This is a genomic window from Massilia sp. 9096, from assembly GCF_000745265.1.
Classification (GTDB): domain Bacteria; phylum Pseudomonadota; class Gammaproteobacteria; order Burkholderiales; family Burkholderiaceae_D; genus Telluria.
Map to the genome: position 1 here is coordinate 5,258,964 of NZ_JQNN01000001.1, position 23,834 is coordinate 5,282,797.

Sequence of the window (23,834 nt, forward strand, 5' to 3'; positions counted from 1 at the left end):
GGTTCCGGAGCTTAGCCCAGCATCCCCAGCAAGCCGCGGATCGTGCCCCAGCTGCGCAGCAGCGTGCCGGCGATGCCGGCCAGTCCGCCCAGCCGCTTGCGCCCGATCAGCGCCGCGACCGCGCCGGCGCCGAGCACGCCCAGCACCATCTTCCTGTTTGCGACGACATAGCCGGCCACGGGGTGCTCGGCCAGCATCTCGGCGCCCACCTGGGACGGCTGCAGCGCCTTGAGCTCGTAGGCCAGGCTGGTGCGCTGCTCGGCGCAGCGCTCGACCAGTTGCTTGCGGCGCTCGGCCAGTGAAGGTTTATCCATGATGCGCTCCAGCGTCGGCGTCGGCTGCGGCATGCGTCGTCGTGGGGACGGCATGCCCGCGCAGGTAAGCGACGTCGCTGCGCAGTTCGGCCAGCGTGTTTGAAAACAGCGATGATTGCGCCTTCATGCCGGCGCGCACTTTCATGAGGATCAGCGCGGCGCCCAGGCCGAACACGATCGCCACACCTGCCACGGCCTGCAGGCGGAAGCTGTCCCAGAACAGGACGATGACGAACAGGGCGACGAACAGCAGCGCGCTGCAGGCCAGGAACAGCGCCAGCAGCGTCCATGCGAGGGCGCCGAGCAGGCGCCGCGCGTCTTCCTGGAATTCGACCGCGGCCAGTTCGAGCCGCGTGCCGACCATGGCGACCACGGTTGCAGCAATGCGGCCCGCAGCCGCCAGGATAGCCACTTACTTACGCGCGATCAGCAGGCCGATCACGACGCCGACCGCGGCGCCGATGCCGACTGCTTTCCACGGATTCTCGGTGACGAATTCGTCGGTGGCCTTGGCCGCGACCTTGGTCTTCTCGACCACGGCTTCCTGGCTGCGGACGATGTCGTCCTTGGCCTTGACCAGGGTGCGCTCGAACTTGGCCTTGGCGGCCTTGAATTCTTCGCCGGTCAGCGTGCCGCTGTTGCGCAGCCAGGATTCGGCGTCCTGGATGACGGTTTTCAGGTCGGACAGCAGCTGGTCGCGGGTGCCGCTCTGGGTCGGGATTTTTTCGATCATGATCAGAAACCTTTTAGTTAGTTATGTATTTTGACAATATTATCTTAATGCATAGTCCAGCGCGACACCAATGAATAGTGCGGCCCCCAGCCAGTTGTTATGACGGAACGCAGCAAAGCAGCGCATGCGGTCGCGTCCGCGGATCAGGGTGTAGTGCCAGAGCGCCATGCCGGCCGCCACCGCGACGCCGGCCACGAACCACCAACGCAGCCCGAGCAGCCAGCCGCACGCCAGGTCGATGCCCAGCGCAGCCGCATAGCAGACCATCACGGCGAACACGTCGTAGCGGCCGAACGTGATGGCCGAGGTGCGCATGCCGATCTTGATGTCGTCGTCGCGGTCGACCATCGCATACTCCGTGTCGTAGGCGACCGCCCAGAACACGTTCGCCACCAGCAGCCACCAGGCCACGGCCGGCACGCGGTCCTGCACCGCCGCGAAAGCCATCGGGATGCCGAAGCCGAAGGCGATGCCGAGATAGGCCTGCGGAATCGCGAAGAAGCGCTTGAAATAAGGGTAGCTGCCGGCCACGATCACGGCCACCACCGACAGCTGCTTGGTCAGGGCGTTCAGCGGTAGAATCAACAGGAAGGCGACGATCGCGAGCACCGCGGCGACCATGACGGCTTCCCAGCCCTTGATGCGGCCGCTGGTGATCGGACGGTCGACGGTGCGCTTGACGTGGCGGTCGAAGTCGCGGTCGGCGTAGTCGTTGATGGCGCAGCCGCTCGAGCGCATCAGCGCGGTGCCGAGCACGAAGATGACCACGATCGTCGGATCGGGATGGCCGCCGGACGCCATCCACAGCGCCCACAGCGTGGGCCACAGGAGCAGCAGGATGCCGATCGGCTTGTCGGCCCGGATCAGGCGGAAGTACAGCGCCAGCTTGTTCATGGTGTCTCGGTTGAATTAGTTGAAAACTTGCAAAAACAGGATTCTAGCCTGTTCATGGCGTACGATCGACCATGCACAAGGTATGACGGACTCGGCGCGGCTAGGATGCGGGCTTTACGACATAGACGGGAGACATTCATGCAGTTTGCGAGAATCGCAGTCGCGGCGGCCATCGGCATCGGCTGTTGCAGTGCGGCGTCTGCCGCCCAGCGCGACGATGCCCGCTGGGTCGAGGCGCAATCGCTGCGCGAGCTGCCGGCCGGGGTGCAGGTGCTGCTGGGCGCCGGCCTGGCGCCGGACGAGGGCGGCATCGCCGACCGCGACGGCCGCTTCAACCCCAGCGACATCATGATCGACGGCGTGCCAGGGCGCCGCTTCGCGCTCGGTGTCCTCAAAGGCGACACGGCGCTGGTGGCGGTCGAGCAGGGCGGGCGCGGCTATTCGGTGCAGACGATGGAATTCAAGCAGGCCGGCTCGACCTGGGCGGCGTCGCGCTGCGTGTCGAGCGCCACGCTGCCGCAGCATGGCGCCGACCTGGTCGACACCCTGGCGCATCCGGCGCCGAACGTGACGGCCTGCATCGTGCCGGGCGCGCCTCCTGGCCGCTGAGACCGCCGCTAAACCGCTCGCCAGGTTCAGGCCGCGGCTTGCAGCTTGACCATGTCGACGCCCGGCAGCTTGCAGTCGGCCACGGCGTTCACCACCGCCTCGATGGCGGCGCGGCGCGTAAAACTCTTGCGCCAGACGATCACCACGCGGCGCGACGGCGCCGGTTCCTCGAACGGCACGAAGCGCAGCATGCCGTTCGGATCCTTCATGTCCGGCACCGAGGCGCGCGGCAGCACGGTCAGGCCGATGCCGCTGGCGACCATGTGGCGGATCGTTTCCAGCGACGAGCCCTCGAAGGTGCGCTGCATGCCGTTGCTGTTGTTGGCCGAGGACGAAAAGCGCGCCATCTCCGGACACACCTCGAGCACCTGGTCGCGGAAGCAGTGGCCGGCGCCCAGCAGCAGCATGTTCTCGGTTTTCAGGTCTTCGGCCGAGATGGCCTTGCGCCCGGCCCACGGATGGTTTTTCGGCATCGCCACCACGAAGGGTTCGTCGTACAGCGGCTGCACCGCCATGCCGTGTTCGGGCAAGGGCAGGGCCATGATCGCGGCATCGAGTTCGCCCTGGCGCAGCAGGTCGAGCAGCTTCACCGTGAAGTTTTCCTGCAGCAGCAAGGGCATCTGCGGCACGTTGTCGATCAGGTTTCTTACCAGCGGCGGCAGCAGGTAGGGGCCGATCGTGTAGATCACGCCCAGGCGCAGCGGGCCGGCCAGCGGATCCTTGTTTTGCTTGGCCAGTTCCTTGATCGCCGCGGTCTGCTCCAGCACGCGCTCGGCCTGGGCGACGATCTGCGCGCCCAATGGCGTGACCGAGACTTCCGAGCCGCCGCGCTCGAACAGCGTGACGCCCAGCTCGTCTTCGAGCTTCTTGATGGCCACCGACAGGGTTGGCTGGGCGACGAAGCACGCTTCGGCTGCGTGTCCGAAGTGTCTGGCGCGCGCGACGGCAACGATGTATTTCAGTTCTGTCAGAGTCATGGGCATCGGGGTGGAAAGCGTGTTCTGGACGACACACTTTCCGTAAAGTTGAGCAAACAACCACTATTTTACCGTTAAACCTGCCGATATAATGGCCGGGCTGGAGATGTTGCCTCCGGTTAATATTTTGACTTCATAAATTGGAAGCCCCATGTCCTCGACCTTCGGCCCGGCGGAAGCCCAGGCTTACATGCACAAGCTGCTGACCGTCATGCACCAGCAGGGCGGTTCTGACCTGTTCATCGCGTCGGATTTCCCACCCAGCATGAAGCACCAGGGTTCCATGAAGCCGCTGTCCAACCAGCGCCTGTCCGGCGAGGTCACGCGCGCGCTCGCGCTGGCCCTGATGAACGAGCGCCAGCGCGCCGAGTTCGAAGCCGAGATGGAGTGTAATTTCGCGATATCGCTGCCGGGCGTGTGCCGCTTCCGCGTCAACGTCTTCGTGCAGCAGCAAAGCGTCGGCATGGTGGTGCGTACCATCGCCTCCGAAATCCCGAGCTTCGAGAAACTCGACCTGCCCGACGTGTTGAAAGATGTCGTTATGACCAAGCGCGGCCTGGTGCTGGTCGTCGGCGGCACCGGTTCCGGCAAGTCGACCACGCTGGCGGCGATGATCGACTACCGTAACAGCAACTCGGCCGGCCACATCATCACGGTCGAGGACCCGGTCGAGTACGTCCACAAGAACAAGAATTGCCTGGTGACGCACCGCGAAGTCGGCGTCGACACGCTGTCCTGGCACAACGCGCTGAAGAACACGCTGCGCCAGGCGCCGGACGTGATCCTGATCGGCGAGATCCGCGACACGGAAACGATGGAACACGCGATCGCATTCGCCGAGACCGGCCACCTGTGCCTGGGCACGCTGCACGCCAACAACGCCAACCAGACCATGGACCGGATCATCAATTTCTTCCCGGAAGAGCGGCGCAACCAGCTGCTGATGGACCTGTCGTCGAACCTGCGCGCGATCGTCTCGCAGCGCCTGGTCCGCACCGAGGATGGCAAGGGCCGCAAGGCGGCGATCGAGATCCTGTTGAACACGCCGACCATCGGCGAGATGATCCTGAAAGGGAACTTCCAGAACATCAAGGAGATCATGGCCAAGTCGCGCGAACTGGGCATGTGCACCTTCGACCAGGCCTTGTTCGAGCTCTACAACAAGGGCTATATCGGCTACGACGAGGCGATCCGCAACGCCGACTCGGCCAACGGCCTGCGCCTGCAGATCAAGCTGTCGGGCGAGCGCAAGGGGCCGGGCGAGGGCGGCGCCGGCCGGCCGGCCGAGCTGTCGATGCTGATGGACGAGCCGCAAGCGGATGCGCCGGGGGCGAACTAAGTTACACTCCGCGTTTTGATCGCCAGCGCTTCGTCTCATGCCCAACTTCGAACAAAAACTCTGCACCCGCGCCACCTTGAAGGAACGCGTCGCGGCACTGCCCAAGCCGGTGGTGCTCACCAACGGCGTCTTCGACATCCTGCACCGCGGCCACGTGACCTACCTCGCGCAGGCGCGCGCGCTGGGCGCTTCGCTGGTGGTGGCCGTGAACACCGACGGCTCGGTCAAGCGCCTCGGCAAGGGCGACGACCGGCCCTTGAACACGATGCTTGACCGGATGGCCGTGCTGGCCGCGCTGGAATCGGTCAGCCTGGTGGTCGAATTCGACGAGGACACCGCCCTGGAAGTGGTGCAGGAAGCGCGCCCCGAGATCTACGCCAAGGGCGGCGACTACGTGATGGACCAGATCCCGGAAGGCAAGGAAGTCATCGCCCAGGGCGGCAAGGCGGTCGCGATCGATTTCGCGCACGACCGCTCGACCACCAAGCTGGTGGCCAGGATCAGGCAGTTCGGGGCCTGAGCCGCTCGTTGGCGCACACCATGCGCCGCCAGTCGCCCGGCGCGACGCCGACGCTGCCCTTGAAGCGGCGGTTGAAGTGGCTCTGGTCGGCGAAGCCGCATTCGAGCGCGACCGCCGCCAGCGGGATGCCGGCGCGGATCAAGGCCTGGGCCCGCGCCACCCGCACCGCATTCAGGTAGACGTGCGGCGGGACGTGGAAGGCGGCGCTGAAGGCGCGGCTCAGGTGGGCGCGCGACAGGCCGGCCACCTCGGCGAGTTCGGCGCTGTTCAAGTCGCGCTGGGAATGGGCGTGGATGTAATCCTTGACCCTGTCCAGGCAGGCCGCATTTACGCGTCTTGGCGACCGCAGCGGGGCAGGGCGCTCGCCATGCCGCGTCAGCATGCCGGTCAATAGCGCGCGCATCGCCGCTTCGTTGCGCAAGGACTCGCGCGGCGCCGCGGCCAATTCGCGCGTCAGCCGGCCGAAAGCCGCCGCCATCCGGGCATCGGTGACGTGGGGCGCTGCGAAGTAGGGCTGTCCAGGCAGGCCGGCGTCGGCGTCCAGGCAATCGCGTACCAACGCCTGCGGCACATACCAGATCGCGTAGCGGAATCCTGCCGTCGTCCCTGGGCTGCCGTCGTGGTCTTCGTCGGGATTGAACAGCACCAGGTCGCCGGGACGGCTGTCATGGCGTGTGCCCTTGCAGTGAAAACGCTGGATGCCGTAGGTGGTCACGCCGACCGCGAAGCAGTCGTGGCTGTGGCGTTCGAAGGCGTGATCGGCGAAGCTGGCGGTCATCAGCGTCGTGCCGTGGCCGAGCGGCGTGAAGTCGGCCCGGTTGCGATCGGGAGCGGCGTGCTGGAACATGCAACGATTGTACAAGACGCCCCGCGGCGAAAACGTCAGCATGGCGTTTTCATTCCGAGGAACCCACCATGACCCTTCCCGTCGATCTCGCCGCCAAACTGTCCACCTTCGACGAGGCCTGGCAGCCGCGCACCGTCAGCCTGTTCAACGGCCATGACGTGATGGTCGCCAAGCTGCGCGGCGACTACCATTGGCACGTTCATCCGGACAGCGACGACTTTTTCCTGGTGTTGCAGGGCAGCCTGGAGATCGATCTCGAAGACGGCGCCACGGTCGCGCTCGCGCCCGGGCAGCTGTACGTGGTGCCCAAGGGCGTGCGCCATCGTCCACGCGCCAACGGCGAGGCGCACATCCTGCTGATCGAACCGACCGGCACGCCCAACAGCGGCGATCCGCTGACGGCGGCGCCGCGCCGGGTCATCTAGGCGCGCATCGTCCTCGCCTGCGCCCGCCATCCGTGCGATCGTTTATAGTCGGGACAACTTCATCACATCTCGAGAACGCCAGTGCGAAGACTCGCCCTCATTGCCGGAACCTTTTTACTTGGCGTCGCCGCAGGCGAGGCGCTCGCGCGTGCGGGCGGCGAGGCCGAGCCGCTCGACACCATCGCCGCGCTCGACGCGAAGCGCTACATGGGTACCTGGTACGAGATCGCCAAGTTCCCCAACGTCTTCCAGCGCAAATGTGCCGGCAACACGAGCGCCGGCTACAGCCTGCTCGAGGACGGGCGCGTGCGCGTGGTCAACCGCTGCCGCCGCGCCGATGGCGGCGAGGATGTCGCGGAGGGCGTGGCGCGCCAGATCGGCGGCGCGGCGTCGCCCAAGCTCGAAGTGCGCTTCGCGCCGGCCATCCTGTCCTTCATCCCGATGGTCTGGGGCGACTACTGGGTCATCGACCTGGACGAGAAGTATCAGCTCTCGGCGGTGAGCGAGCCGCGTCGCAAGTATCTGTGGATCCTGTCGCGCACGCGCCAGGTCGATCCGGCCGCCTACCAGGCCTTGCTCGGGCGGCTGGCGGCGCGCGGGTTCGACCTGTCCAGGCTCGAGCGCACGCCGCAGGACGAATAGGCGTCAGGCTCCGCCCGCGTAGCCATTCTGGCGCCAGGCCTCGTACACCACCACCGCCACCGTGTTCGACAGGTTCAGGCTGCGGTTGCCCGGCATCATCGGCAGGCGGATGCGCTGGGCCGGCGGAAACGATTCGCGCAGGGTCGGATCGAGGCCGCGCGATTCGGCGCCAAACACGAATACATCGCCGGGACGGAACGCGGCATCGGCGAACGGCGACGAGCCGTGCGTGGTCAGCGCGAACATGCGCGTGGGGTCGGGTTGGGCCTGCGCCAAAAACGCGTCCCAGTTCTTGTGCACCTTCATGGTCGCGTAATCGTGGTAGTCGAGGCCGGCGCGGCGCATCTTGGCGTCGTCGAGCGGGAAGCCGAGCGGCTCGACCAGGTGCAGCTGGGCGCCGGTGTTGGCGCACAGGCGGATGATGTTGCCGGTGTTCGGCGGAATCTCGGGCTCGACCAGTACTACGTGAAACACATTAACTCCTCTTGATTAGATAGCTGTACTACGGGGCGGCGTGCGCGCGAACACCAGGTTGGTCACGCGTGCGGCGCCGAAGCGCTTGAACGTGGCCGCCAGCTCGCGCAGCGTGTGGCCGCTGGTCATCACGTCGTCGACCACCCCGACGTGACGCCCGGCGACCCGGTCCGGGTCCGTCACCGCGAATGCACCGCGGATATTGCTTGCCCGCTCGCTCGGCGCCACGCCCGACTGCGCCTGCGTTTCGGTCGTGCGCGCCGCCAGCGTCGGGCACAGTTCGATGCCCAGCGCCTTCGACAAAGGCCGGGCAATTTCCAGCGCCTGATTAAAACCGCGCTCGACCAGCCGGGCCGGACCCAGCGGCACAGGGCACAGCAGGTCGGGCAGCGGCATGCCACGGCGCGCCAGCACGGCCTCGACCAGATTCTGCGCGAACCACGGCGCCAACGCCAGGCGCGATGCGAATTTTAGCTGCAACACCAGCTGGTCGAGCGGCGCCGCGTAATCGACCGCGGCGATGGTGGCGTCGAACTCCGGCGGATAATCCCGGCAGGCGCCGCACAGTGCCAGCCCCGGCGTCGGCGCCGGCCCGTCCAGCGCCAGGCCGAACAAGGGATTGGCGCAGCGCAGGCAGGACCGCGCGCGCGGACGCGCGTAGGCGGCCGCGCAGGGCGCGCAGACGACGCCATCGCAGCCCATGGCGCACAAGGCGCAATGGGATGGGAGCAAGTGCGCCAGCAGGGCAGACGCGGCGGCGCGCCAGCGGCGATACGGATGGTCGGGCATGGTTCCTCCGGAAGCTTGTCCGCCCATCATGTACACTCGCGCCATTATCTCATTTGACCGCCGTCGATTATGGTTTCACCCCAAGCCCCTTCCAAGATGAGCGCGCCGATCGACCTGGCGCAGGTGCGCCGCGCGTTCGCCGATCCGCAGCGCGTCGCGACCGCCGACTTCCTGCGCCGCGAAGTCGCCAGCCGCATGTTCGAGCGCCTGGCGCTGGTCAAGACCTCGCCGCGTCATGTGCTCGACGCCGGCTGCGGCGCGGGCGCCGACATCGCCGAGCTGCAAAAGCAATATCCCGCCGCCCAGGTCATCGGCCTCGACGCGGCCCCGCAGATGCTGGCCGCCGCCTCCGGTGTCCAGGCGCCGCGCTCGCTGCTCAGCCGTTTGCTCCCGGCCAAAGCCGGCATCGACCTGGTTTGCGCCGACTTCGGGGACCTGCCGTTCGGGCCGAACTCGCTTGACCTCGTATGGTCGAACCTGGCATTGCACTGGCACCCGCAGCCCGACCGCGTGTTCGCGGAGTGGCGCCGGGCCTTGCGCGTGGATGGACTGCTGATGTTCTCGACCTTCGGGCCGGACACCTTCCGCGAACTGCGCAGCGCCTTCGCGGCGATGGACGAAACGCCGCACACGCTGCCCTTCGTCGACATGCACGACTTCGGCGACCAGCTGGTGGAAGTCGGCTTCACCACGCCGGTGATGGATGCGGAGCGGATCACCGTGACCTACGAGACGATCGAGGCTTTGCTGGCCGACGTGCGCGCGTTTGGCGGCAACCCGCTGGCCACGCGCCGGCGCGGCCTGGTCGGACGCGCCGCCTGGCAGCGCATGCGCGATGCCTTCGAGGCGCAGCGCCGCCCGGACGGCAAGCTCGGGCTGAGTTTCGAGGTCGTGTACGGCCACGCGTTCCGTCCTGCGCCGAAGGTCACGGCGGCGGGCGAGGCTATCGTGCGTTTTCAGCCGCGCAAGCCGTAGTGAGCGGGCATGCGCCGTACGGCGGCGCAGCATTTGCAATGCCGTTTGGAGCAGGTGATTTTCCTTGAATAAAAATTAGCGATTTAGATATAATCAAAGACACTTTTTTCGACCTGAGCGGTAAAGGCGCTAAAAATTTAAGCACAAAAGCGTAGCGTCGAACGGGTTGGAGCATCACCAGGGAGTCACGGCTCCCGCAAGCCGGCACTGGCGCCGCGTCGCATACGGGCCGGCGCAGCCTGCTAAAAAGGATTTCGGAGCGGCGGCGGTTCGTTCATGGAATTGCTGACCGTTTTAAGAAAATTCAATTTCTTTGGGTGGTTGGGGACAACATGACTTATGCGAAACGATTCAAAGCGTTGATGTTCGGTCTTGCAATGTCGGCGGCCCTCCCGGCCCTGGCGCGGCCCCAGCCCGACATCACGGGACGGCCGGTCGAGCACCAGTTCGGCATGCAGCCCCCCGCCACCGGACTGGCCGACTATATCTACAGCCTGCACAACTGGATGCTCCTGGTCTGCCTGATCATCTTCCTCGGCGTGTTCGGCGTCATGTTCTATTCGGTGTTCAAGCACCGCAAATCCCTCGGCCACAAGCCGGCCACGTTCCACGAATCCACCAGCGTCGAAATCGCCTGGACCGTGATTCCCTTCCTGATCGTGATCGGCATGGCGCTGCCCGCCACCCACGCCGTGGTCCAGATGAAGGACACCTCCAACCCCGACCTGACCATCAAGGTCACCGGCATGCAGTGGAAATGGGGCTACGACTACCTGAAAGGCGAGGGCGAGGGCATCTCCTTCCTGTCCAGCCTGTCCACGCCGCGCAGCGCGATCGGCGAGCCCGGCGTCGCACCGACCACGCCGCGCACCGAAAACTACCTGCTCGAGGTCGACAACCCGGTGGTGGTGCCGGTCAATAAAAAGGTCCGCCTGGTGCTGACCGCCAACGACGTGATCCATTCCTGGACGATTCCGGCATTTGCGGTCAAGCAGGACGCGATTCCCGGCTACGTGCGCGACACCTGGTTCCGCGCCGAGCAGACCGGCACTTTCCGCGGCAACTGCGTCGAACTGTGCGGCAAGGAGCACGCCTTCATGCCGATCGTCGTGAAGGTGTTATCCAGCGCCGATTATTCCGCCTGGGTGGCCGACCAGAAAAAGAAAATGGCCGCGCTGGCCGAAGACCCGAACAAGATCTGGACCATCGACGAGCTCAAGACCAAGGGCCAGCAGGTGTACTCGACCAACTGCGTGGCCTGCCACCAGGCCAGCGGCCAGGGCGTGCCGGGCGCGTTCGCCGCGCTGGTCGGCTCGCCGGTCGTGCTCGGCCCGAAGGGCGACCAGATCAACGTGCTGCTGAACGGCAAGCACAGCGGCAAATACCCGTCGGCCATGCCGGCCTGGAAGCAACTGTCCGATACCGAGATCGCCTCGGTCATCACTTTTACCCGCAATAACTGGACCAACAAGGCCCAGGAAAACATCGTACAACCGGCCGAAGTGCTGGCTGCGCGCGGCAAGTAATCGATCGATTCAGGTAACGACCAGGACTCCGACATGACTTCCAGCACTCTCGATCACGCACACGACGGCAACCACGACCTGAGCAGCCACGATTCGCACGCACACCCGCACGGCTGGCGCCGCTGGCTGTTCGCCACCAACCACAAGGACATCGGCACGCTGTACCTGTGGTTCTCGTTCACCATGCTGCTCTCGGGCGGGGTGCTGGCGCTGCTGATCCGCACCGAGCTGTTCCAGCCCGGCCTGCAGTTCTTCCGCCCCGAGTTCTTCAACCAGCTGACCACCATGCACGGCATCGTGATGGTGTTCGGCGCGATCATGCCGGCCTTCGTCGGCTTCGCCAACTGGATGATCCCGCTGCAGATCGGCGCGTCCGACATGGCGTTCGCGCGCATGAACAATTTTTCATTCTGGCTGCTGCCGCCCGCCGGCCTGCTGCTGGCCAGTTCGTTCTTCGTGCCGGGCGGCGCCACCGCGGCCGGCTGGACGCTGTACGCGCCGCTCTCCACCCAGATGGGCCCGGGCATGGACATGGCGATCTTCGCGCTGCACATCATGGGCGCCTCGTCGATCATGGGCTCGATCAACATCGTCGTCACGATCCTGAACATGCGCGCGCCCGGCCTGACGCTGATGAAAATGCCGATGTTCTGCTGGACCTGGCTGATCACCGCCTACCTGCTGATCGCGGTGATGCCAGTGCTCGCCGGCGCGATCACCATGACGCTGACCGACCGCCACTTCGGCACCTCGTTCTTCAACGCGGCCGGCGGCGGCGATCCGGTGATGTACCAGCACATCTTCTGGTTCTTCGGCCACCCCGAGGTCTACATCATGATCCTGCCGGCCTTCGGCATCATCTCGCAGATCATCCCGGCCTTTGCGCGCAAACCCCTGTTCGGCTATGCCTCGATGGTGTACGCGACCGCCTCGATCGCGATCCTGTCCTTCATCGTCTGGGCGCACCACATGTTCACCACCGGCATGCCGGTGACCAGCCAGCTGTTCTTCATGTACGCCACCATGCTGATCGCGGTGCCGACCGGCGTGAAGGTGTTCAACTGGGTCGCGACCATGTGGAAGGGCTCGATGACCTTCGAGACGCCGATGCTGTTCGCGGTCGGCTTCATCTTCGTGTTCACGATGGGCGGCTTCACCGGCCTGATCCTGGCCGTCACCCCGATCGACATCCAGGTGCAGGACACCTATTACGTGGTCGCCCACTTCCACTACGTGCTGGTGGCCGGCTCGCTGTTCGCGCTGTTCGCCGGTTTCTATTACTGGGCCCCCAAGTGGACCGGCCACATGTATCCGGAAGGGCGCGGCAAGTTCCACTTCTGGAATTCGCTGATCTGGTTCAACGTGACCTTCTTCCCGATGCACTTCCTGGGCCTGGCCGGCATGCCGCGCCGCTACGCCGACTATGCCGTGGAGTTCACCGACTTCAACCAGATCGTCTCGATCGGCGCGTTCCTGTTCGGCATCACCCAGGTCTACTTCCTGCTGTTCGTGGTGATTCCGACCATCCGCGGCGGCGCCAAGGCCGAAGCCAAGCCGTGGGAAGGCGCCGAGGGCCTGGAGTGGACCGTGCCGAGCCCGGCGCCGTTCCACACCTTCGAAAACCCGCCGCTGGTGAAGTAAGCCGGCGCCAGGGAGGGCATCATGAACGATCGCACTGAACAGCAGGTCGAATCCCACGTCGAACCGCGGCCCAAGCCGAACAACCTGCGCACCGGCCTGCTGCTGGCGGCGCTGGCCCTGTTCTTCTTCGTGCTGCTGTTCGTCAAGCGGCTGTGGCTCGGCTGACATGAACGCCGAGTCCAGCGGCCGCTTGCTGCTCAACCGCAGCACCTTTACCAAGCTGGTGGTGGTGGCCTTCATCATGTTCGGCTTCGGCTATGCGATGGTGCCGGTCTATCGCCAGGTGTGCGAAGTACTCGGCATCAACGTGCTGACGCAGAAGGACGGCACCGTGATACGCCCGGCCAACACCCAGATCGACATGACGCGTACCGTCACCGTCGAGCTGGACGGCAATGCCCAGGGACCGTGGCGCTTCCGCCCGACCCAGCGCAGCGTCGCCGTGCATCCGGGGGCGATGACGACGGTGGTCTACGAAGTCGTCAACACCCAGGGGCGCGCGGTCAAGGCGCAGGCGATCCCGAGTTATGCACCGCAGTCGGCGACGCCGTTCTTCAAGAAGGTCGAATGCTTCTGCTTCCGCGAGCAGGTGCTCGGCCCGCACGAGGCGCGCCAGATGCCGGTGGTGTTCTTCATCGATCCCGGCTTGCCGCGCGAAGTGAAGGACATTACCTTGTCGTACACGTTTTTCGAGATCGGGGGCGCGGTCGCGGCGCGAGCGAGCGATGGACGCGGACCGGGATAAGCCGGCGCCGCGCAAGGCCGGCTTCGGCGCGACCATGCGCGCCGTGTTCTGGTCCTTCTTCGGCGTGCGCAAGCGCAAGGACTACGAGCACGACGCGGCGCACCTGAATCCGCTGCACCTGATCGTCGCCGCGCTGGTCGGGGTGGCGCTGTTCATCGGCGTGCTGGTCGTGCTGGTGCGCATCGCGGTGGCGCGGGGTTAAGTTCAGCAACAAGCTTCACAGGACAAGCAGCATGGCAACGAGAATCCGCTGGACCGCAGGGCAGCAACCGGAATTCGACAATATGCTTGATTGAGGAGATGAGAATGAGTTCGCCACATACTGCGCCATCCGCGCCATCACATACCGCGCCGTATTATTTCGTCCCCGGGCCGTCGAGGTGGCCGCTGGCGGGCGGCCTGTCGATGCTGGTCACCATGGCCGGCGCCGCCGGCTGGGTCAACGGCACCGGCTGGGGCCCGGGCGTGTGCATCGCCGGCATCCTGGCGATGCTGCTGGTGCTGTACTTCTGGTTCGGCGACGCCATTGGCGAATCCGAATCCGGCCAGTACGGCGAGCGCATCGATTTGTCCTACCGCTGGTCGATGAGCTGGTTCATCTTCTCCGAGGTCATGTTCTTCGGGGCTTTCTTCGGCGCGCTGTTCTACGCGCGTGCGGTGTCGATGCCCTGGCTGTCCGACCTCGACCACAAGATCATCTGGCCGGACTTCGCCGGCCACTGGGGCAACACCGGCCCGGCCGGCACGGTCGAACAGTTCAACGTCATGGGACCGTTCCCGATCCCGACCATCAACACCGCCTTGCTGCTGACCTCGGGCGTCACGCTGACCATCGCCCACCACGCACTGCGCGCCGGCCATCGCGCCAGGAGCGCGCTCTTTCTGTTCGCCACCATCCTGCTGGGCGCGATCTTCATGGGCTTCCAGGCCTTCGAATACCACCACGCCTACACCGAACTGAACCTGAAGCTGACCTCGGGCATCTACGGCTCGACCTTCTTCATGCTGACCGGCTTCCATGGCTTCCATGTGACGCTCGGCGCCATCATGCTGTCGGTGATACTCTATCGCGTGCTGCGCGGCCATTTTACGCCCGAGAACCACTTCGGCTTCGAGGGCGCGGCCTGGTACTGGCACTTCGTCGACGTGGTCTGGCTCGGCCTGTACATCGTGGTCTACTGGCTATAAATTATCGCAGCCCGGTCGGCTGGATCCAGCCCATCTTGTACGAGAACAGCACCAGCAGGAACAGGGTGATCGACAAGCCGACCCGGGTGGCCAGGGCCTGCACGGTGCGGTTGCTGCGGCCGCGGTCGCGCATCAGGAAGAACAAGGCAGAGGCCAGGCTGCCGATGATGAGCACGAAAGCGACGGCGACGACGATTTTCATGGCTTGCCTATCCTGACACGAAAAGGTGAGGCTTTATTGTAATGCGACCGCGCTTCCGATTTCGACCCATTCCCTTCATTGTCACGGTGTTATTGGTGGCGCTCGGCGTCCTGCTCGGTAACTGGCAGACCCGCCGCGCCGCCGAGAAGACGGCGCTGCAAAGCCGCCTCGACGTACGCCGCGCCGCGCCGCCGCTGGTGCTGGGCCGCGAGGCGGTCGACCCGGCCGCCGTCGAATTTCGCCGCGTCATTGTTACCGGCGAATTCGTCCCCACTTGGCCGGTGTTCCTCGACAATCGGCCAAACGGGGGCCGCAGCGGATTCGTTTTGCTGATGCCGTTTAAAATAACGGGTGCCGATGGCGCGACGAACAAATACGTCCTGGTCGAACGCGGCTGGCTGCCGCGCCGCGCCGAGTACGGCAGCGTCCCGGCGTTTTCGACGCCGGCCGGCCCGCGCCGGATCGAAGGCATCGCGGTATTGCGTCCGGCGCGCGTGATGCAGCTCGGCGCGCCGGCGCCGCTGCACCCTGGCGCCATCGTGCAGAACGCCGAGCCGTCAGACATCGCGCGCGTCACCGGCTTCGATTTCCAGCCCATCGTGCTGGAGCAGACGGGGGCCGACATCGCCGCCGGCGCCGCGAATGGGGCGGGCAGCACGCCACTGGTGCGCAACTGGCCCGCGCCCGGCGTCGACATCGCGCGCCACCGCGGCTACGCGGTCCAGTGGTACGGCCTGGCGACGATGGCGTTTCTTTTTTATGTGATAACAGGATTTCGACGTGCAAGCAAACCCGCAGCAGCCTGACCCGGCAAGCCCCGGTGCGAAGCCGATCGCGCCGTCTTCCCCGAGCGCCGTCAAGCGCGGCCGCCGCATGCTGTGGCTCGTGCTGCTGGTCTGCGCGGCGCCGATCATCGCGTCGTACCTGACCTTTTACGTGATCAAGCCGGAAAAGCGCAACAACTACGGCGGCTTCATCGACGCGCGCACCCATCCGATCCCGGCCGCGCTGCACACCACCACGCTGGACGGCAGGCCGCAGGCGCTGGAACAGTTCAAGGGCAAATGGGTCATCCTGATGGCGGCCCCCGGCGACTGCCCGGACGCCTGCCAGAAGCAGCTGTTCGCGCTGCGCCAGCTGCGCACGATGCAGGGCAAGGAAATGAACCGCATCGAGCGCGTCTGGCTGATCACCGACCGGCAGCCGCTCGATACCATGGTGATCCGCGAGTACGACGGCACGCACATGCTGCGCGCCGATCCGCAGGCGGTCGCGGCCTGGCTGCCGGTCGACGCCGGCACCAGCATCACCGACCACATCTACGTGATCGACCCGCTCGGCCACCTGATGATGGTGTTCCCGAAAGACCCCAACCCCGCCCAGACCCATCTGCACATGCAGAAGGTCTACAAGGACCTCAACAAACTGCTGAAGGCCTCGGCCATCGGCTGACATCGACACCATGCACGTTTCGGATTTCGTATTACTGGCCCTCACCGGGCTGCTCGCGGCTTGCGTGCCGCTCATCCTGATCCGCTCCGCGACCGGGACCAACAAGCTGCACAAGCTGGCCTGGGCGATCGCCTTCGTCACGTTCGACCTGATCGTGTTCGGCGGCTTCACGCGCCTGACCGACTCCGGCCTCGGTTGCCCCGACTGGCCGGGCTGCTACGGCGAAGCCAATCCCTTCCTGGCGCATGCCCACATCGCCGCCGCCGAGGCGCTGCTGCCGACCGGCCCGGTCACGAAGATGAAGGCCTGGATCGAGATGATCCACCGCTTCCTGGCGATGGGCATCGGCTTCCTGATCATCACACTGCTGGTCGCCTGCTGGCGGCGCTGGGGGCGCACGCGCGTGCGCGCGTACAAGCCCACTCTGCCGGGCATCCTGCTGCTGTGGGTGTGCGTGCAGGGCGCGTTCGGCGCCTGGACCGTGACCATGAAGCTGCAGCCGATCATCGTCACGCTGCACCTGCTGTTCGGGATGACGCTGCTGGCGCTGGCGGTCTGGATGGGCGGGCGCGTCGACACCGTCGGGCAGCCGAAGACGACGGCGCTGAGCTTCGAGCAGGTGGCGGCGCTACGGCGCCTGCGCCCGCTGGCCTGGCTGTCGGCCGCGGTCCTGCTGGTGCAGCTGTTCCTGGGCGGCTGGGTCAGCACCAATTACGCGACCCTGGCCTGCAGCGACTTCCCCTTGTGTAATGGACAAGTCATGCCGCCGATGGACTTCGAGCGCGGCTTCACGCTGTGGCGCGCGCTGGGCCGCGACGCCGCCGGCGACTACCTGCCGTTCCAGGCGCTGACCGCGATCCACTGGGTGCACCGCAATTTTGCCGCCGTCGTCGTGCTGGTGCTGGGCTGGACCGCCTGGCGCGCCTGGCGCTTGCCGAATCTGCACAAGACCGCGCGCAACATGGCGCTGGTGCTTGTCATCCAGGCACTGACCGGCATCGCCACCGTGTTCCTGAACTTCCCGCTTGTGGTCGCCGTGCTGCACAATGCGGGGGCGGCCCTCCTTGTCTCGCTGGTGACCATGTTAAACTACAAGGTACAGCATCAACTTGATCGCACCCGGCCAGCGCCGCAATTTCAGAGCGCCGCGTCTGCGAGTCACTCATGATTACCCAAACCGCTACCCACAAACCTCCGTCCAATCGGATCGCGCAATACTGGGCATTGACCAAGCCGCGCGTGACGCAGCTGGCCGTGTTCTGCGCCGTGATCGGCATGTTCCTCGCCACCGACGGCTTCCCCGGCTGGCACGTGCTGTTCTGGGCGACGCTCGGCATCTGGCTGCTGGCCGGCGCCGCCTTCGCCGTCAACTGCCTGATCGAGGCCGAGATCGACGCCCGCATGGCGCGTACCGCGCGCCGCGCGACCGCCATGGGCGAACTCTCGACCACGCAGACGCTGATCTTCTCGGCCATCATCGGCGGGGCCGGCATGGGCGTGCTGTACGCGATGGTCAATCCGCTCACGATGTGGCTGACCTTCGTGACCTTCGTCGGCTATGCGCTGATCTACACGATTCTTTTGAAACCCAACACGCCGCAGAACATCGTGATCGGCGGGCTGTCCGGTGCGATGCCGCCGGCGCTGGGCTGGGCCGCAGTCGCCAACCACGTGCCGATGCAGGCTTGGCTGCTGGTGCTGATCATCTTCGTCTGGACCCCACCGCACTTCTGGGCGCTGGCGATGTATCGCCGCGACGATTACGTCCGCTCCGGCCTGCCGATGCTGCCGGTCACGCACGGCATGAAGTACACCGGCCTGCAGGTCTGGCTGTATTCCATCGCGCTGGCGGCCTGCTCGCTGCTGCCGTTCGCGGTCGGCATGAGCGGCCTGGTCTACCTGGCGGCGGCGGTCGCGCTGAACGCCGTGTTCCTGCGCTACGGCTGGCTGATCCACAAGCACTACAGCGACCAGATCGCGCGCAAGGCCTTCGCCTGGTCGATCGTCTACCTGTCGCTGCTGTTCGCGGCGCTGCTGGTCGACCACTATTTTAAGTTTTGATGCGCAAATACTGATCTATGAAAAAGCTGCTGTCCGTCCTTGTCGCCTGCGCGTTCACCTTCAACCTGGCCGGCTGCGACAAGACCGCCAGCAGTGCCGGCAGCGGCGCCGCCAGCGCCAGGCCGGCGCCCAGCTTCCAGAGCACCGACGTCTCTGGCCTCGACTACGCCAAGGGCTTTTCGCTGGTCGACCACACCGGCAAGCCGCGCACGCTGGCCGACTTCAAGGGCAAGGTGGCGCTGGTCTTCTTCGGCTACACCCAGTGCCCGGACGTGTGCCCGACCACGATGGCCGAGCTGGCCCAGGTGATGCAAAAGCTGGGACCCCAGGCCGACCAGGTGCAGGTGCTGTTCATCACCCTCGACCCCGAGCGCGACAACCAGCAGCTGCTGGCCCAGTACGTGCCGGCCTTCGACAAGCGCTTCATCGGCCTGCGCGGCACGCCTGAGCAGACCAAGCAGACGGCCAAGGACTTCAAGGTGTTCTACGCCAAGGTGCCGGGCGAAGACCCGAAAACCTACACCATCGATCACATGGCCGGCACCTACGTGTACGACCGCGACGGCCACCTGCGCCTGTACATCAAGCGCGACCAGAGCGCCGACTCAATCGTGCACGACATCCGTCAGCTATTATCCTGACATCTCGGCTTTGCGGCGCGGCGACGCGCCGGAAGTGGCATGGAAAAAAGCTATGCCCGCGCCGGCGCCGTCCTGCTGCTGACCGCCGGCTGCCTCATCGTCCTGCGGCCATTTCTTCCCGCGATGCTGTTTGCCGCGGCGGTCGCGATTTCGTCCTGGCCGCTCTACCTCAGGCTGCTGCGCCGCTTCAAAGGCCGGCGCAGCCTGGCCGCGCTGACCATGACGCTCAGCCTGACCCTGCTGGTGATCGTACCGCTGGCCCTGGTCGCCTACCGCCTGGCCGATAGCATCGCCCAGGCTTTCGAGGCCATACGCGCCGCGCTGGACCAGGGCGAGCTGCTGCCCCCGCAATGGATCCGCGACATCCCGCTGGTCGGCCAGCAGTTCGACGATTACCTGCGCCAGCTGGTCGCCAGCCGCGAGCGCATGATGGCGCTGGCGCGGCGCATGGTCGAACCGGCGCGCCACACCCTGTTTTCCGGCGGCCTGATCCTCGGCGCCGGCATCGTGCAGATGATCCTGGCCGCCTTCGTCAGTTTTTTCTTTTACCGCGACGGCGAGGCGCTGCGCAGCGTGTCGATGGCGGCCATGCGGCGCTTGATGGGCGAGCAGGCCGAATCGGTCGACACGATCGTCGCCCAGACCGTGCGCGGCGTGATGTACGGCCTGCTCGGCACCGCGCTGGCGCAGGCGCTGGTGGCGGCCTTCGGCTTCGCGCTGGCCGGGGTGCCGGGCGTGGCGCTGCTGTCGGCGCTGGTGTTCGTGACGTCCCTGATTCCGCTCGGTCCGCCGGCGATCTGGGGCGCGGCGGCGCTGTGGCTGTTCGCCGAAGGGCGCGCCGGCTGGGGCGTGTTCATGCTGGTATGGGGCTTTTTTTGCATCAGCGGCGTCGACAACGTGGTCCGCCCGATCCTGATCAGCCGCGGCTCCAGCCTGCCGTTCCTGCTGACCTTCCTGGGCGTGCTGGGCGGCGTGATCGCCTTCGGCGTGGTCGGCATCTTCATCGGCCCGACGCTGCTGGCGGTCGGCTACGCGCTGCTCAGCGGCTGGACCGAAACGCGCGATCCGATCGTGCGCCAGGACCGGCAGGGGTGACGGTCCCGGTGATGCGGTCCTGACGCAGACTCAGCGCAGCAGCGGCGGATGACGGGCTGTCAGCGCGCCCGCAGCGCCGCCGGTGCTTCGGTCAGCGCTGCAGTGGGTGACGGCAGCGTGCGATTGCCCGGATACCAGCGCGCGCGCAGGCGCATGAACGGCGTCTCCACCACACGGTACAGCACCCAGCCCGCAAACACCGCCACCGCCATGATCGCGAGGATGACCAGTGGCGCGTGGGTATCGACGTGCATGCGCTCGCACCACGGACGCAGCGCCATGAACACCGGCTTGTGCGCCAGGTAGACCGCGTACGACCACAGCGCCAGCTGCGCCGCGCCCGGCACGCGGATGCGGTTCAGCAGGCAGGCCGGGGTAAGGGCGGCGCAGGTCATCAAGCCGAAGCCGATCGCCAGCAGCGAGAAGCCGAAGATGCTGGCGACGCCGAGCGACGGCCAGTCGTGGCGGATGCAGGTCAGCACCGCGATGCTCAGCGCCAAGCCGATCGCGAGCAGGCGGTTGGCGTGGCGCTGCAGGCGCGCGAAGGTGGCTGGATGGAAGTTGCGCAGCATGGCGATGGCCACGCCCGGCAGCAGCTCGTCGAAACGGCCGAAGCTCGAGTAGTACACCTCGGCGCTGAATGCCTCGTGGCCATAGTCCAGCCAGGCGACGGCGCGCGCGGCGACGCCGAACAAAATGGCGCCGCCCAGCACGCACCAGGCCAGGCGCGGCGAGCGCTTCAGCCGCGCAAACGCCAGCACCGCCAGCGGCAACACCACGTAGAACTGCTCCTCGATGCACAGCGACCAGGAGTGGCTGAAGGTCTGCCCATAGGCCAGGCCGATGTTCTGCGTGAAGGTCAGCATCTTCCACAGCGGCGGCAGCGTGGAGCCGGCGATCGGAGAATGCGGCAACAGCACGTACACCGCCAGCACCACGTAATAATTCGGCAGCGTGCGCAGCAGGCGGCGCGCGAAGAACACCTTCAGCGACAGCGTCTCGCCGCGCGCGACCGGGGCCAGCAGCTGGTTGCCGATCAGGTAGCCGCTCAGCACGAAGAACAGGTCGACGCCGGCCCAGCCGACCGCGCCGAGCGCGCCGAAGACCGGCGCCCCGGCGACGAAGCCGGCGTAGTGCGACATCATGACCAGCACGATGGCGGCGGCGCGCAGGAGGTCCAGGCCGCGCAGGCGCGCGGTCTCGTTGTGCGGCAGGTGTTGCGGATGCATCAGGCGGTCCTTGCGAGGGCAGGTTGCGAGAGGTCGATGCCGGCGTGGCGCGCCAGCGCCTCCTGCAGCGCCGGCATGTAGGTGCGGCTGGCGCGCACCAGCGTGCCGTCGCGCAGGCGCAGCAGGGCGTCGCGGTTGGTCAGCGCGCGCAGCTCCGCGACCATGTCGATGCGCACGATGCTCGAGCGGTGCACGCGCTGGAAGCAGTCCGGGTCGAGCCGAAGCGCCAGCGTGTGCAGGCGTTCGCGCACCAGATACGTCTTGCCGCCGGCGTGCAGCGTCGCGTAGTCGCCGTCGGCGTCGATGCGTTCGACGTCCTCGGCCGGGACCAGCACCGTGCGCGCGCCCGCGCGGACCGTGAACGTGCGGGTCCAGGCCTGCCGTTCCAGTGTGGGCCGCGCGCCCGGCGCCACGCCTGCGCGCCGCCACGGAAAGGCCAGCCGCGCGCGGTCCAGCGCCTCGTCGAGGCGCTCGTCGTCGAGCGGTTTGAGCAGGTAGTCGAGCGCGGCCAGGTCGAACGCCTGCAGCGCGAAGCCGTCGTAGGCGGTGACCAGGATCGCCATCGGGCGCGTCTCGCGCGGCAGCGCGCGCAAGACCTCGAGGCCGCTGCGGCCGGGCATCTCGACGTCGACCAGCGCCAGGTCCGCACGCACCTCGGCCAGCCCGGCGGCGGCGGCATCGCCATCGCCATATTCGGCGACCAGCTCGAAGCCGGGCCGCCCGGCCAGGCGCACCTTGAGCGCGAGGCGGGCCAGCGGCTCGTCGTCGACGATGGCGACGCGGATCGGGGCCGGCGTCATGCGGCGGCCCGTTGCGGCGGCGCGGCCTGCAGCGGCATCGGCTGCAACGGCAATGGCTGCAACGGCAATGGCTGCAACGGCAATAGCCGCAGCGGCAGTACGAGCCGCACGTGGAAGCGCCCATTGCCGCGCCAGCCGGCCTCGCACCGGCCTTCCATGCCGTACAGGTGGCGCAGGCGCTCGGCGACGTTGGCCAGGCCGATGCCGGCGCCCGGCTCGGCATCGGCGGCGGTTGGAGGACGGCCATCGTTGACCACCTCGATGCGCAGGCGCGCGCCGTCGCGCTCGACGCGGACGTCGAGCCGGCCCGCCACGCCGAGCGGGGCGATGCCGTGGCGGATCGCGTTCTCGACCAGCGGCTGCAGTACCAGGTAGGGCACGGCGGCGTCGAGCACGTCGGGACCGGCCGCCATCGTCAAGCGCAGGCGCTCGCCCAGGCGGACTTTTTCGATGTCGAGATAGGCGTCTAGCAGCGCCAGCTCCTCGGCCAGCGCGTGTTCGTGGCGGCCGTCGTGGACCAGCGCGGCGCGCAGGAAGTCGGACACGCGCGCGATCATGCGCGTGGCGTCGCGCCCGGAGCCGCTCGCCACCAGCGCCGAGACCGCGTTGAGCGTGTTGAACAGGAAGTGCGGATTGACCTGCAGGCGCAGGGCGCGCAGCTCGGCCTCGCGCGCGTGCGCCAGCGCCTGCGCCAGGCGCAGCTGGGCGCGCTGCAGCGACAGGTAGTAGACCGCCACCGCGTGCATCGCGCAGAAGGCGATCAGGGCCAGCCAGCAGCTGTCCAGGCCGCGCACCAGGTCGGCCCACTGGTAGCGGGTCGCGAGGCCGAGTCCGATCTCCACGCGCTGGCCGAGCAGGGAATTCGCGACCGACATCGCGTAGGTCGCAACCAGCAGCACCAGCCCCGTCAGCGCCAGCGAGCATTCGCGCCGCCACAGCGCGCGCTGGAGCAGCGCCAGCGGCACGAGCCAGGCCATGCAGGCGACGAAGAACAGGGTGCGGAAGGTGACTGCATGACCGTGGCCGATCGCCGGCAGGCCCAGGATCGCCATGCAGACGGCCACCGGCAGCGCGGCGAGGACGGGGACGAGCGGTGGCGCGGGGTCTTTCACGCGGGGCTTCCGGAGTGTTTGGAATCTTTCGATTCTAGCGCGTCAGCGGCCGATCGAATACAGCATCGAGCTGATTTTCCAGCCGTCTTCGGCACGCACCAGTTGCCAGCTCTCGCTGCCGCGGTTATTCAGCTTGCCGTCGGCGAGGAAATCAAAATCGAACCAGACCGAGGCGACCGCGCCGTTGGTCTCGATGCGCACGTTGTAGAAGCGCTCCTCGATCGGCTTGGAGCCGGCTTGCACGTCGTTGGCGAACTGCTTCCAGCTCGAATGCATCACCTTGGGTGCGTCGGGATGCCTGGTCTTGACATCGGCCCAGGTCTTGGCGTCGGCCACCTCCAGCCAGCTGTCGTGGTCCTGTAAAAACAGGCTGCCGAGCGTCTTGCCGTCGTGCGCGATGACGGCGGTCTTGAACTGCGCGACAATCTTGTTGATGGCGGCGACGTCGGCGTCGTGATTAGGCGCGTCGGCTGGGTGAACAGGGGTGCTCAGGCAGAGCGTGCAGGCGAGGGCGAGGGCGGCGAGTGGGCGCATGGGATGTCTCCGGCGTGATGGGTGCGATCACGGTACGCAGGCCGGGCGCGCGTCGCCATCACAATGCGGT

The 23,834-nt window shown here is 66.5% G+C and carries 31 protein-coding genes; 18 read left to right on the forward strand and 13 right to left on the reverse strand.

Annotated features, from left to right (window positions below; all coding sequences use genetic code 11):
* Nucleotides 1-11: 11 nt before the first annotated feature.
* Genes FA90_RS22950 through ubiA form a run of 4 tightly spaced genes read right to left on the reverse strand, consistent with a single transcriptional unit; the run spans nt 12 to nt 1,941 of the window.
* Nucleotides 12-314 (reverse strand): hypothetical protein, encoded by a 303-nt coding sequence (locus FA90_RS22950; RefSeq protein ID WP_156116813.1) that lies wholly within the window; start codon nt 312-314, stop codon nt 12-14.
* Entirely contained in the window at nt 307-726 is a 420-nt protein-coding gene (locus FA90_RS22955; RefSeq protein ID WP_051972029.1) for a phage holin family protein, read from the reverse strand. Before FA90_RS22955 ends, FA90_RS22950 begins: the two co-directional genes overlap by 8 nt.
* Nucleotides 727-1,047 (reverse strand): YqjD family protein, encoded by a 321-nt coding sequence (locus FA90_RS22960; RefSeq protein ID WP_036172894.1) that lies wholly within the window; start codon nt 1,045-1,047, stop codon nt 727-729.
* 39 nt (nt 1,048-1,086) lie between these two features.
* Nucleotides 1,087-1,941, reverse strand: a complete 855-nt coding sequence (gene ubiA, locus FA90_RS22965; protein WP_036172897.1) for a 4-hydroxybenzoate octaprenyltransferase — start codon at nt 1,939-1,941, stop codon at nt 1,087-1,089.
* 138 nt (nt 1,942-2,079) lie between these two features.
* On the opposite strand from ubiA, the gene FA90_RS22970 reads away from it, so the two are divergent.
* Nucleotides 2,080-2,550 (forward strand): hypothetical protein, encoded by a 471-nt coding sequence (locus tag FA90_RS22970; RefSeq protein WP_036172900.1) that lies wholly within the window; start codon nt 2,080-2,082, stop codon nt 2,548-2,550.
* A gap of 26 nt (nt 2,551-2,576) precedes the next feature.
* Here the strand turns inward: FA90_RS22970 and FA90_RS22975 are convergent, their stop codons facing one another.
* Nucleotides 2,577-3,527: a hydrogen peroxide-inducible genes activator gene (locus FA90_RS22975; RefSeq protein WP_036172903.1), complete on the reverse strand. Its 951-nt coding sequence runs from the start codon at nt 3,525-3,527 to the stop codon at nt 2,577-2,579.
* 151 nt (nt 3,528-3,678) lie between these two features.
* On the opposite strand from FA90_RS22975, the gene FA90_RS22980 reads away from it, so the two are divergent.
* Both FA90_RS22980 and rfaE2 read left to right on the forward strand, forming a co-directional pair.
* The gene (locus FA90_RS22980; protein WP_036172906.1) at nt 3,679-4,866 is read left to right on the forward strand and encodes a PilT/PilU family type 4a pilus ATPase; all 1,188 of its coding nucleotides are present in this window, start codon (nt 3,679-3,681) and stop codon (nt 4,864-4,866) included.
* A gap of 37 nt (nt 4,867-4,903) precedes the next feature.
* Entirely contained in the window at nt 4,904-5,386 is a 483-nt protein-coding gene (gene rfaE2, locus FA90_RS22985) for a D-glycero-beta-D-manno-heptose 1-phosphate adenylyltransferase (RefSeq protein ID WP_036172909.1), read from the forward strand.
* Here rfaE2 and FA90_RS22990 read toward each other — a convergent pair.
* On the reverse strand, nt 5,367-6,233 hold the full coding sequence (locus FA90_RS22990; protein WP_156116814.1) for an AraC family transcriptional regulator: 867 nt from the start codon (nt 6,231-6,233) through the stop codon (nt 5,367-5,369). The two genes, rfaE2 and FA90_RS22990, sit on opposite strands and share 20 nt — an antisense overlap.
* 68 nt (nt 6,234-6,301) lie before the next feature.
* Between FA90_RS22990 and FA90_RS22995 the strand changes: the two genes are divergently transcribed.
* Together FA90_RS22995 and FA90_RS23000 are read left to right on the forward strand one after the other, a co-directional pair.
* Entirely contained in the window at nt 6,302-6,658 is a 357-nt protein-coding gene (locus FA90_RS22995; protein ID WP_036172912.1) for a cupin domain-containing protein, read from the forward strand.
* Between the two features lie 81 nt (nt 6,659-6,739).
* Nucleotides 6,740-7,300, forward strand: a complete 561-nt coding sequence (locus tag FA90_RS23000) for a lipocalin family protein (RefSeq protein ID WP_051972030.1) — start codon at nt 6,740-6,742, stop codon at nt 7,298-7,300.
* Between the two features lie 3 nt (nt 7,301-7,303).
* Here the strand turns inward: FA90_RS23000 and trmL are convergent, their stop codons facing one another.
* Both trmL and FA90_RS23010 read right to left on the reverse strand, forming a co-directional pair.
* Nucleotides 7,304-7,774: a tRNA (uridine(34)/cytosine(34)/5-carboxymethylaminomethyluridine(34)-2'-O)-methyltransferase TrmL gene (gene trmL, locus FA90_RS23005; protein WP_036172915.1), complete on the reverse strand. Its 471-nt coding sequence runs from the start codon at nt 7,772-7,774 to the stop codon at nt 7,304-7,306.
* 15 nt (nt 7,775-7,789) lie between these two features.
* Nucleotides 7,790-8,563, reverse strand: a complete 774-nt coding sequence (locus FA90_RS23010; RefSeq protein ID WP_036172916.1) for a ComF family protein — start codon at nt 8,561-8,563, stop codon at nt 7,790-7,792.
* Between the two features lie 69 nt (nt 8,564-8,632).
* Between FA90_RS23010 and FA90_RS23015 the strand changes: the two genes are divergently transcribed.
* The 7 genes from FA90_RS23015 to FA90_RS23040 all read left to right on the forward strand — a co-directional run bounded on the left by FA90_RS23015 (nt 8,633) and on the right by FA90_RS23040 (nt 14,638).
* Complete coding sequence (locus tag FA90_RS23015) at nt 8,633-9,538, forward strand: methyltransferase domain-containing protein (protein ID WP_036172918.1); 906 nt, start codon at nt 8,633-8,635, stop codon at nt 9,536-9,538.
* Nucleotides 9,539-9,870: 332 nt separating this feature from the next.
* Entirely contained in the window at nt 9,871-11,064 is a 1,194-nt protein-coding gene (gene coxB / locus FA90_RS23020; protein ID WP_036172920.1) for a cytochrome c oxidase subunit II, read from the forward strand.
* A 33-nt stretch (nt 11,065-11,097) separates the two neighbouring features.
* The gene (ctaD, locus tag FA90_RS23025) at nt 11,098-12,705 is read left to right on the forward strand and encodes a cytochrome c oxidase subunit I (protein WP_036172922.1); all 1,608 of its coding nucleotides are present in this window, start codon (nt 11,098-11,100) and stop codon (nt 12,703-12,705) included.
* Between the two features lie 21 nt (nt 12,706-12,726).
* Nucleotides 12,727-12,870: a cytochrome oxidase small assembly protein gene (locus tag FA90_RS27040; protein WP_197065344.1), complete on the forward strand. Its 144-nt coding sequence runs from the start codon at nt 12,727-12,729 to the stop codon at nt 12,868-12,870.
* A gap of 1 nt (nt 12,871) precedes the next feature.
* The gene (locus tag FA90_RS23030; RefSeq protein ID WP_036172924.1) at nt 12,872-13,450 is read left to right on the forward strand and encodes a cytochrome c oxidase assembly protein; all 579 of its coding nucleotides are present in this window, start codon (nt 12,872-12,874) and stop codon (nt 13,448-13,450) included.
* The gene (locus FA90_RS23035) at nt 13,431-13,652 is read left to right on the forward strand and encodes a DUF2970 domain-containing protein (protein ID WP_036172926.1); all 222 of its coding nucleotides are present in this window, start codon (nt 13,431-13,433) and stop codon (nt 13,650-13,652) included. The genes FA90_RS23030 and FA90_RS23035 overlap by 20 nt, the downstream gene beginning before the upstream one ends.
* A gap of 104 nt (nt 13,653-13,756) precedes the next feature.
* Nucleotides 13,757-14,638, forward strand: a complete 882-nt coding sequence (locus FA90_RS23040) for a cytochrome c oxidase subunit 3 (RefSeq protein WP_036172928.1) — start codon at nt 13,757-13,759, stop codon at nt 14,636-14,638.
* Nucleotide 14,639: 1 nt separating this feature from the next.
* On the opposite strand, the gene FA90_RS23045 is transcribed toward FA90_RS23040, so the two are convergent.
* Complete coding sequence (locus tag FA90_RS23045; protein WP_036172931.1) at nt 14,640-14,840, reverse strand: twin transmembrane helix small protein; 201 nt, start codon at nt 14,838-14,840, stop codon at nt 14,640-14,642.
* Nucleotides 14,841-14,935: 95 nt separating this feature from the next.
* Between FA90_RS23045 and FA90_RS23050 the strand changes: the two genes are divergently transcribed.
* The 6 genes from FA90_RS23050 to FA90_RS23075 all read left to right on the forward strand — a co-directional run bounded on the left by FA90_RS23050 (nt 14,936) and on the right by FA90_RS23075 (nt 20,089).
* Nucleotides 14,936-15,646 (forward strand): SURF1 family protein, encoded by a 711-nt coding sequence (locus FA90_RS23050; protein WP_307172442.1) that lies wholly within the window; start codon nt 14,936-14,938, stop codon nt 15,644-15,646.
* A 67-nt stretch (nt 15,647-15,713) separates the two neighbouring features.
* The gene (locus tag FA90_RS23055) at nt 15,714-16,292 is read left to right on the forward strand and encodes a redoxin domain-containing protein (protein WP_156116906.1); all 579 of its coding nucleotides are present in this window, start codon (nt 15,714-15,716) and stop codon (nt 16,290-16,292) included.
* Nucleotides 16,293-16,302: 10 nt separating this feature from the next.
* Nucleotides 16,303-17,460, forward strand: coding sequence for a heme A synthase (locus tag FA90_RS23060; protein ID WP_036172937.1), 1,158 nt, complete (start codon nt 16,303-16,305; stop codon nt 17,458-17,460).
* Nucleotides 17,457-18,353, forward strand: a complete 897-nt coding sequence (gene cyoE / locus FA90_RS23065) for a heme o synthase (RefSeq protein WP_036172940.1) — start codon at nt 17,457-17,459, stop codon at nt 18,351-18,353. Before FA90_RS23060 ends, cyoE begins: the two co-directional genes overlap by 4 nt.
* Nucleotides 18,354-18,370: 17 nt before the next feature.
* Nucleotides 18,371-18,994, forward strand: a complete 624-nt coding sequence (locus tag FA90_RS23070; RefSeq protein ID WP_036172943.1) for an SCO family protein — start codon at nt 18,371-18,373, stop codon at nt 18,992-18,994.
* Between the two features lie 39 nt (nt 18,995-19,033).
* The gene (locus tag FA90_RS23075) at nt 19,034-20,089 is read left to right on the forward strand and encodes an AI-2E family transporter (RefSeq protein WP_036172946.1); all 1,056 of its coding nucleotides are present in this window, start codon (nt 19,034-19,036) and stop codon (nt 20,087-20,089) included.
* A gap of 59 nt (nt 20,090-20,148) precedes the next feature.
* Here FA90_RS23075 and FA90_RS23080 read toward each other — a convergent pair whose 3' ends face one another.
* From FA90_RS23080 to FA90_RS23095, 4 genes are read right to left on the reverse strand one after another with little or no spacing between them, the layout of a single operon-like run.
* A complete protein-coding gene (locus FA90_RS23080) occupies nt 20,149-21,318 on the reverse strand; it encodes an acyltransferase (protein ID WP_051972031.1) in 1,170 nt (389 codons plus the stop codon).
* Entirely contained in the window at nt 21,318-22,118 is an 801-nt protein-coding gene (locus FA90_RS23085; RefSeq protein WP_036172949.1) for a LytTR family DNA-binding domain-containing protein, read from the reverse strand. Before FA90_RS23085 ends, FA90_RS23080 begins: the two co-directional genes overlap by 1 nt.
* On the reverse strand, nt 22,115-23,230 hold the full coding sequence (locus FA90_RS23090) for a sensor histidine kinase (RefSeq protein WP_239700918.1): 1,116 nt from the start codon (nt 23,228-23,230) through the stop codon (nt 22,115-22,117). The genes FA90_RS23085 and FA90_RS23090 overlap by 4 nt, the downstream gene beginning before the upstream one ends.
* Before the next feature lie 42 nt (nt 23,231-23,272).
* Complete coding sequence (locus FA90_RS23095) at nt 23,273-23,764, reverse strand: nuclear transport factor 2 family protein (protein ID WP_036172952.1); 492 nt, start codon at nt 23,762-23,764, stop codon at nt 23,273-23,275.
* Nucleotides 23,765-23,834: the final 70 nt, after the last annotated feature.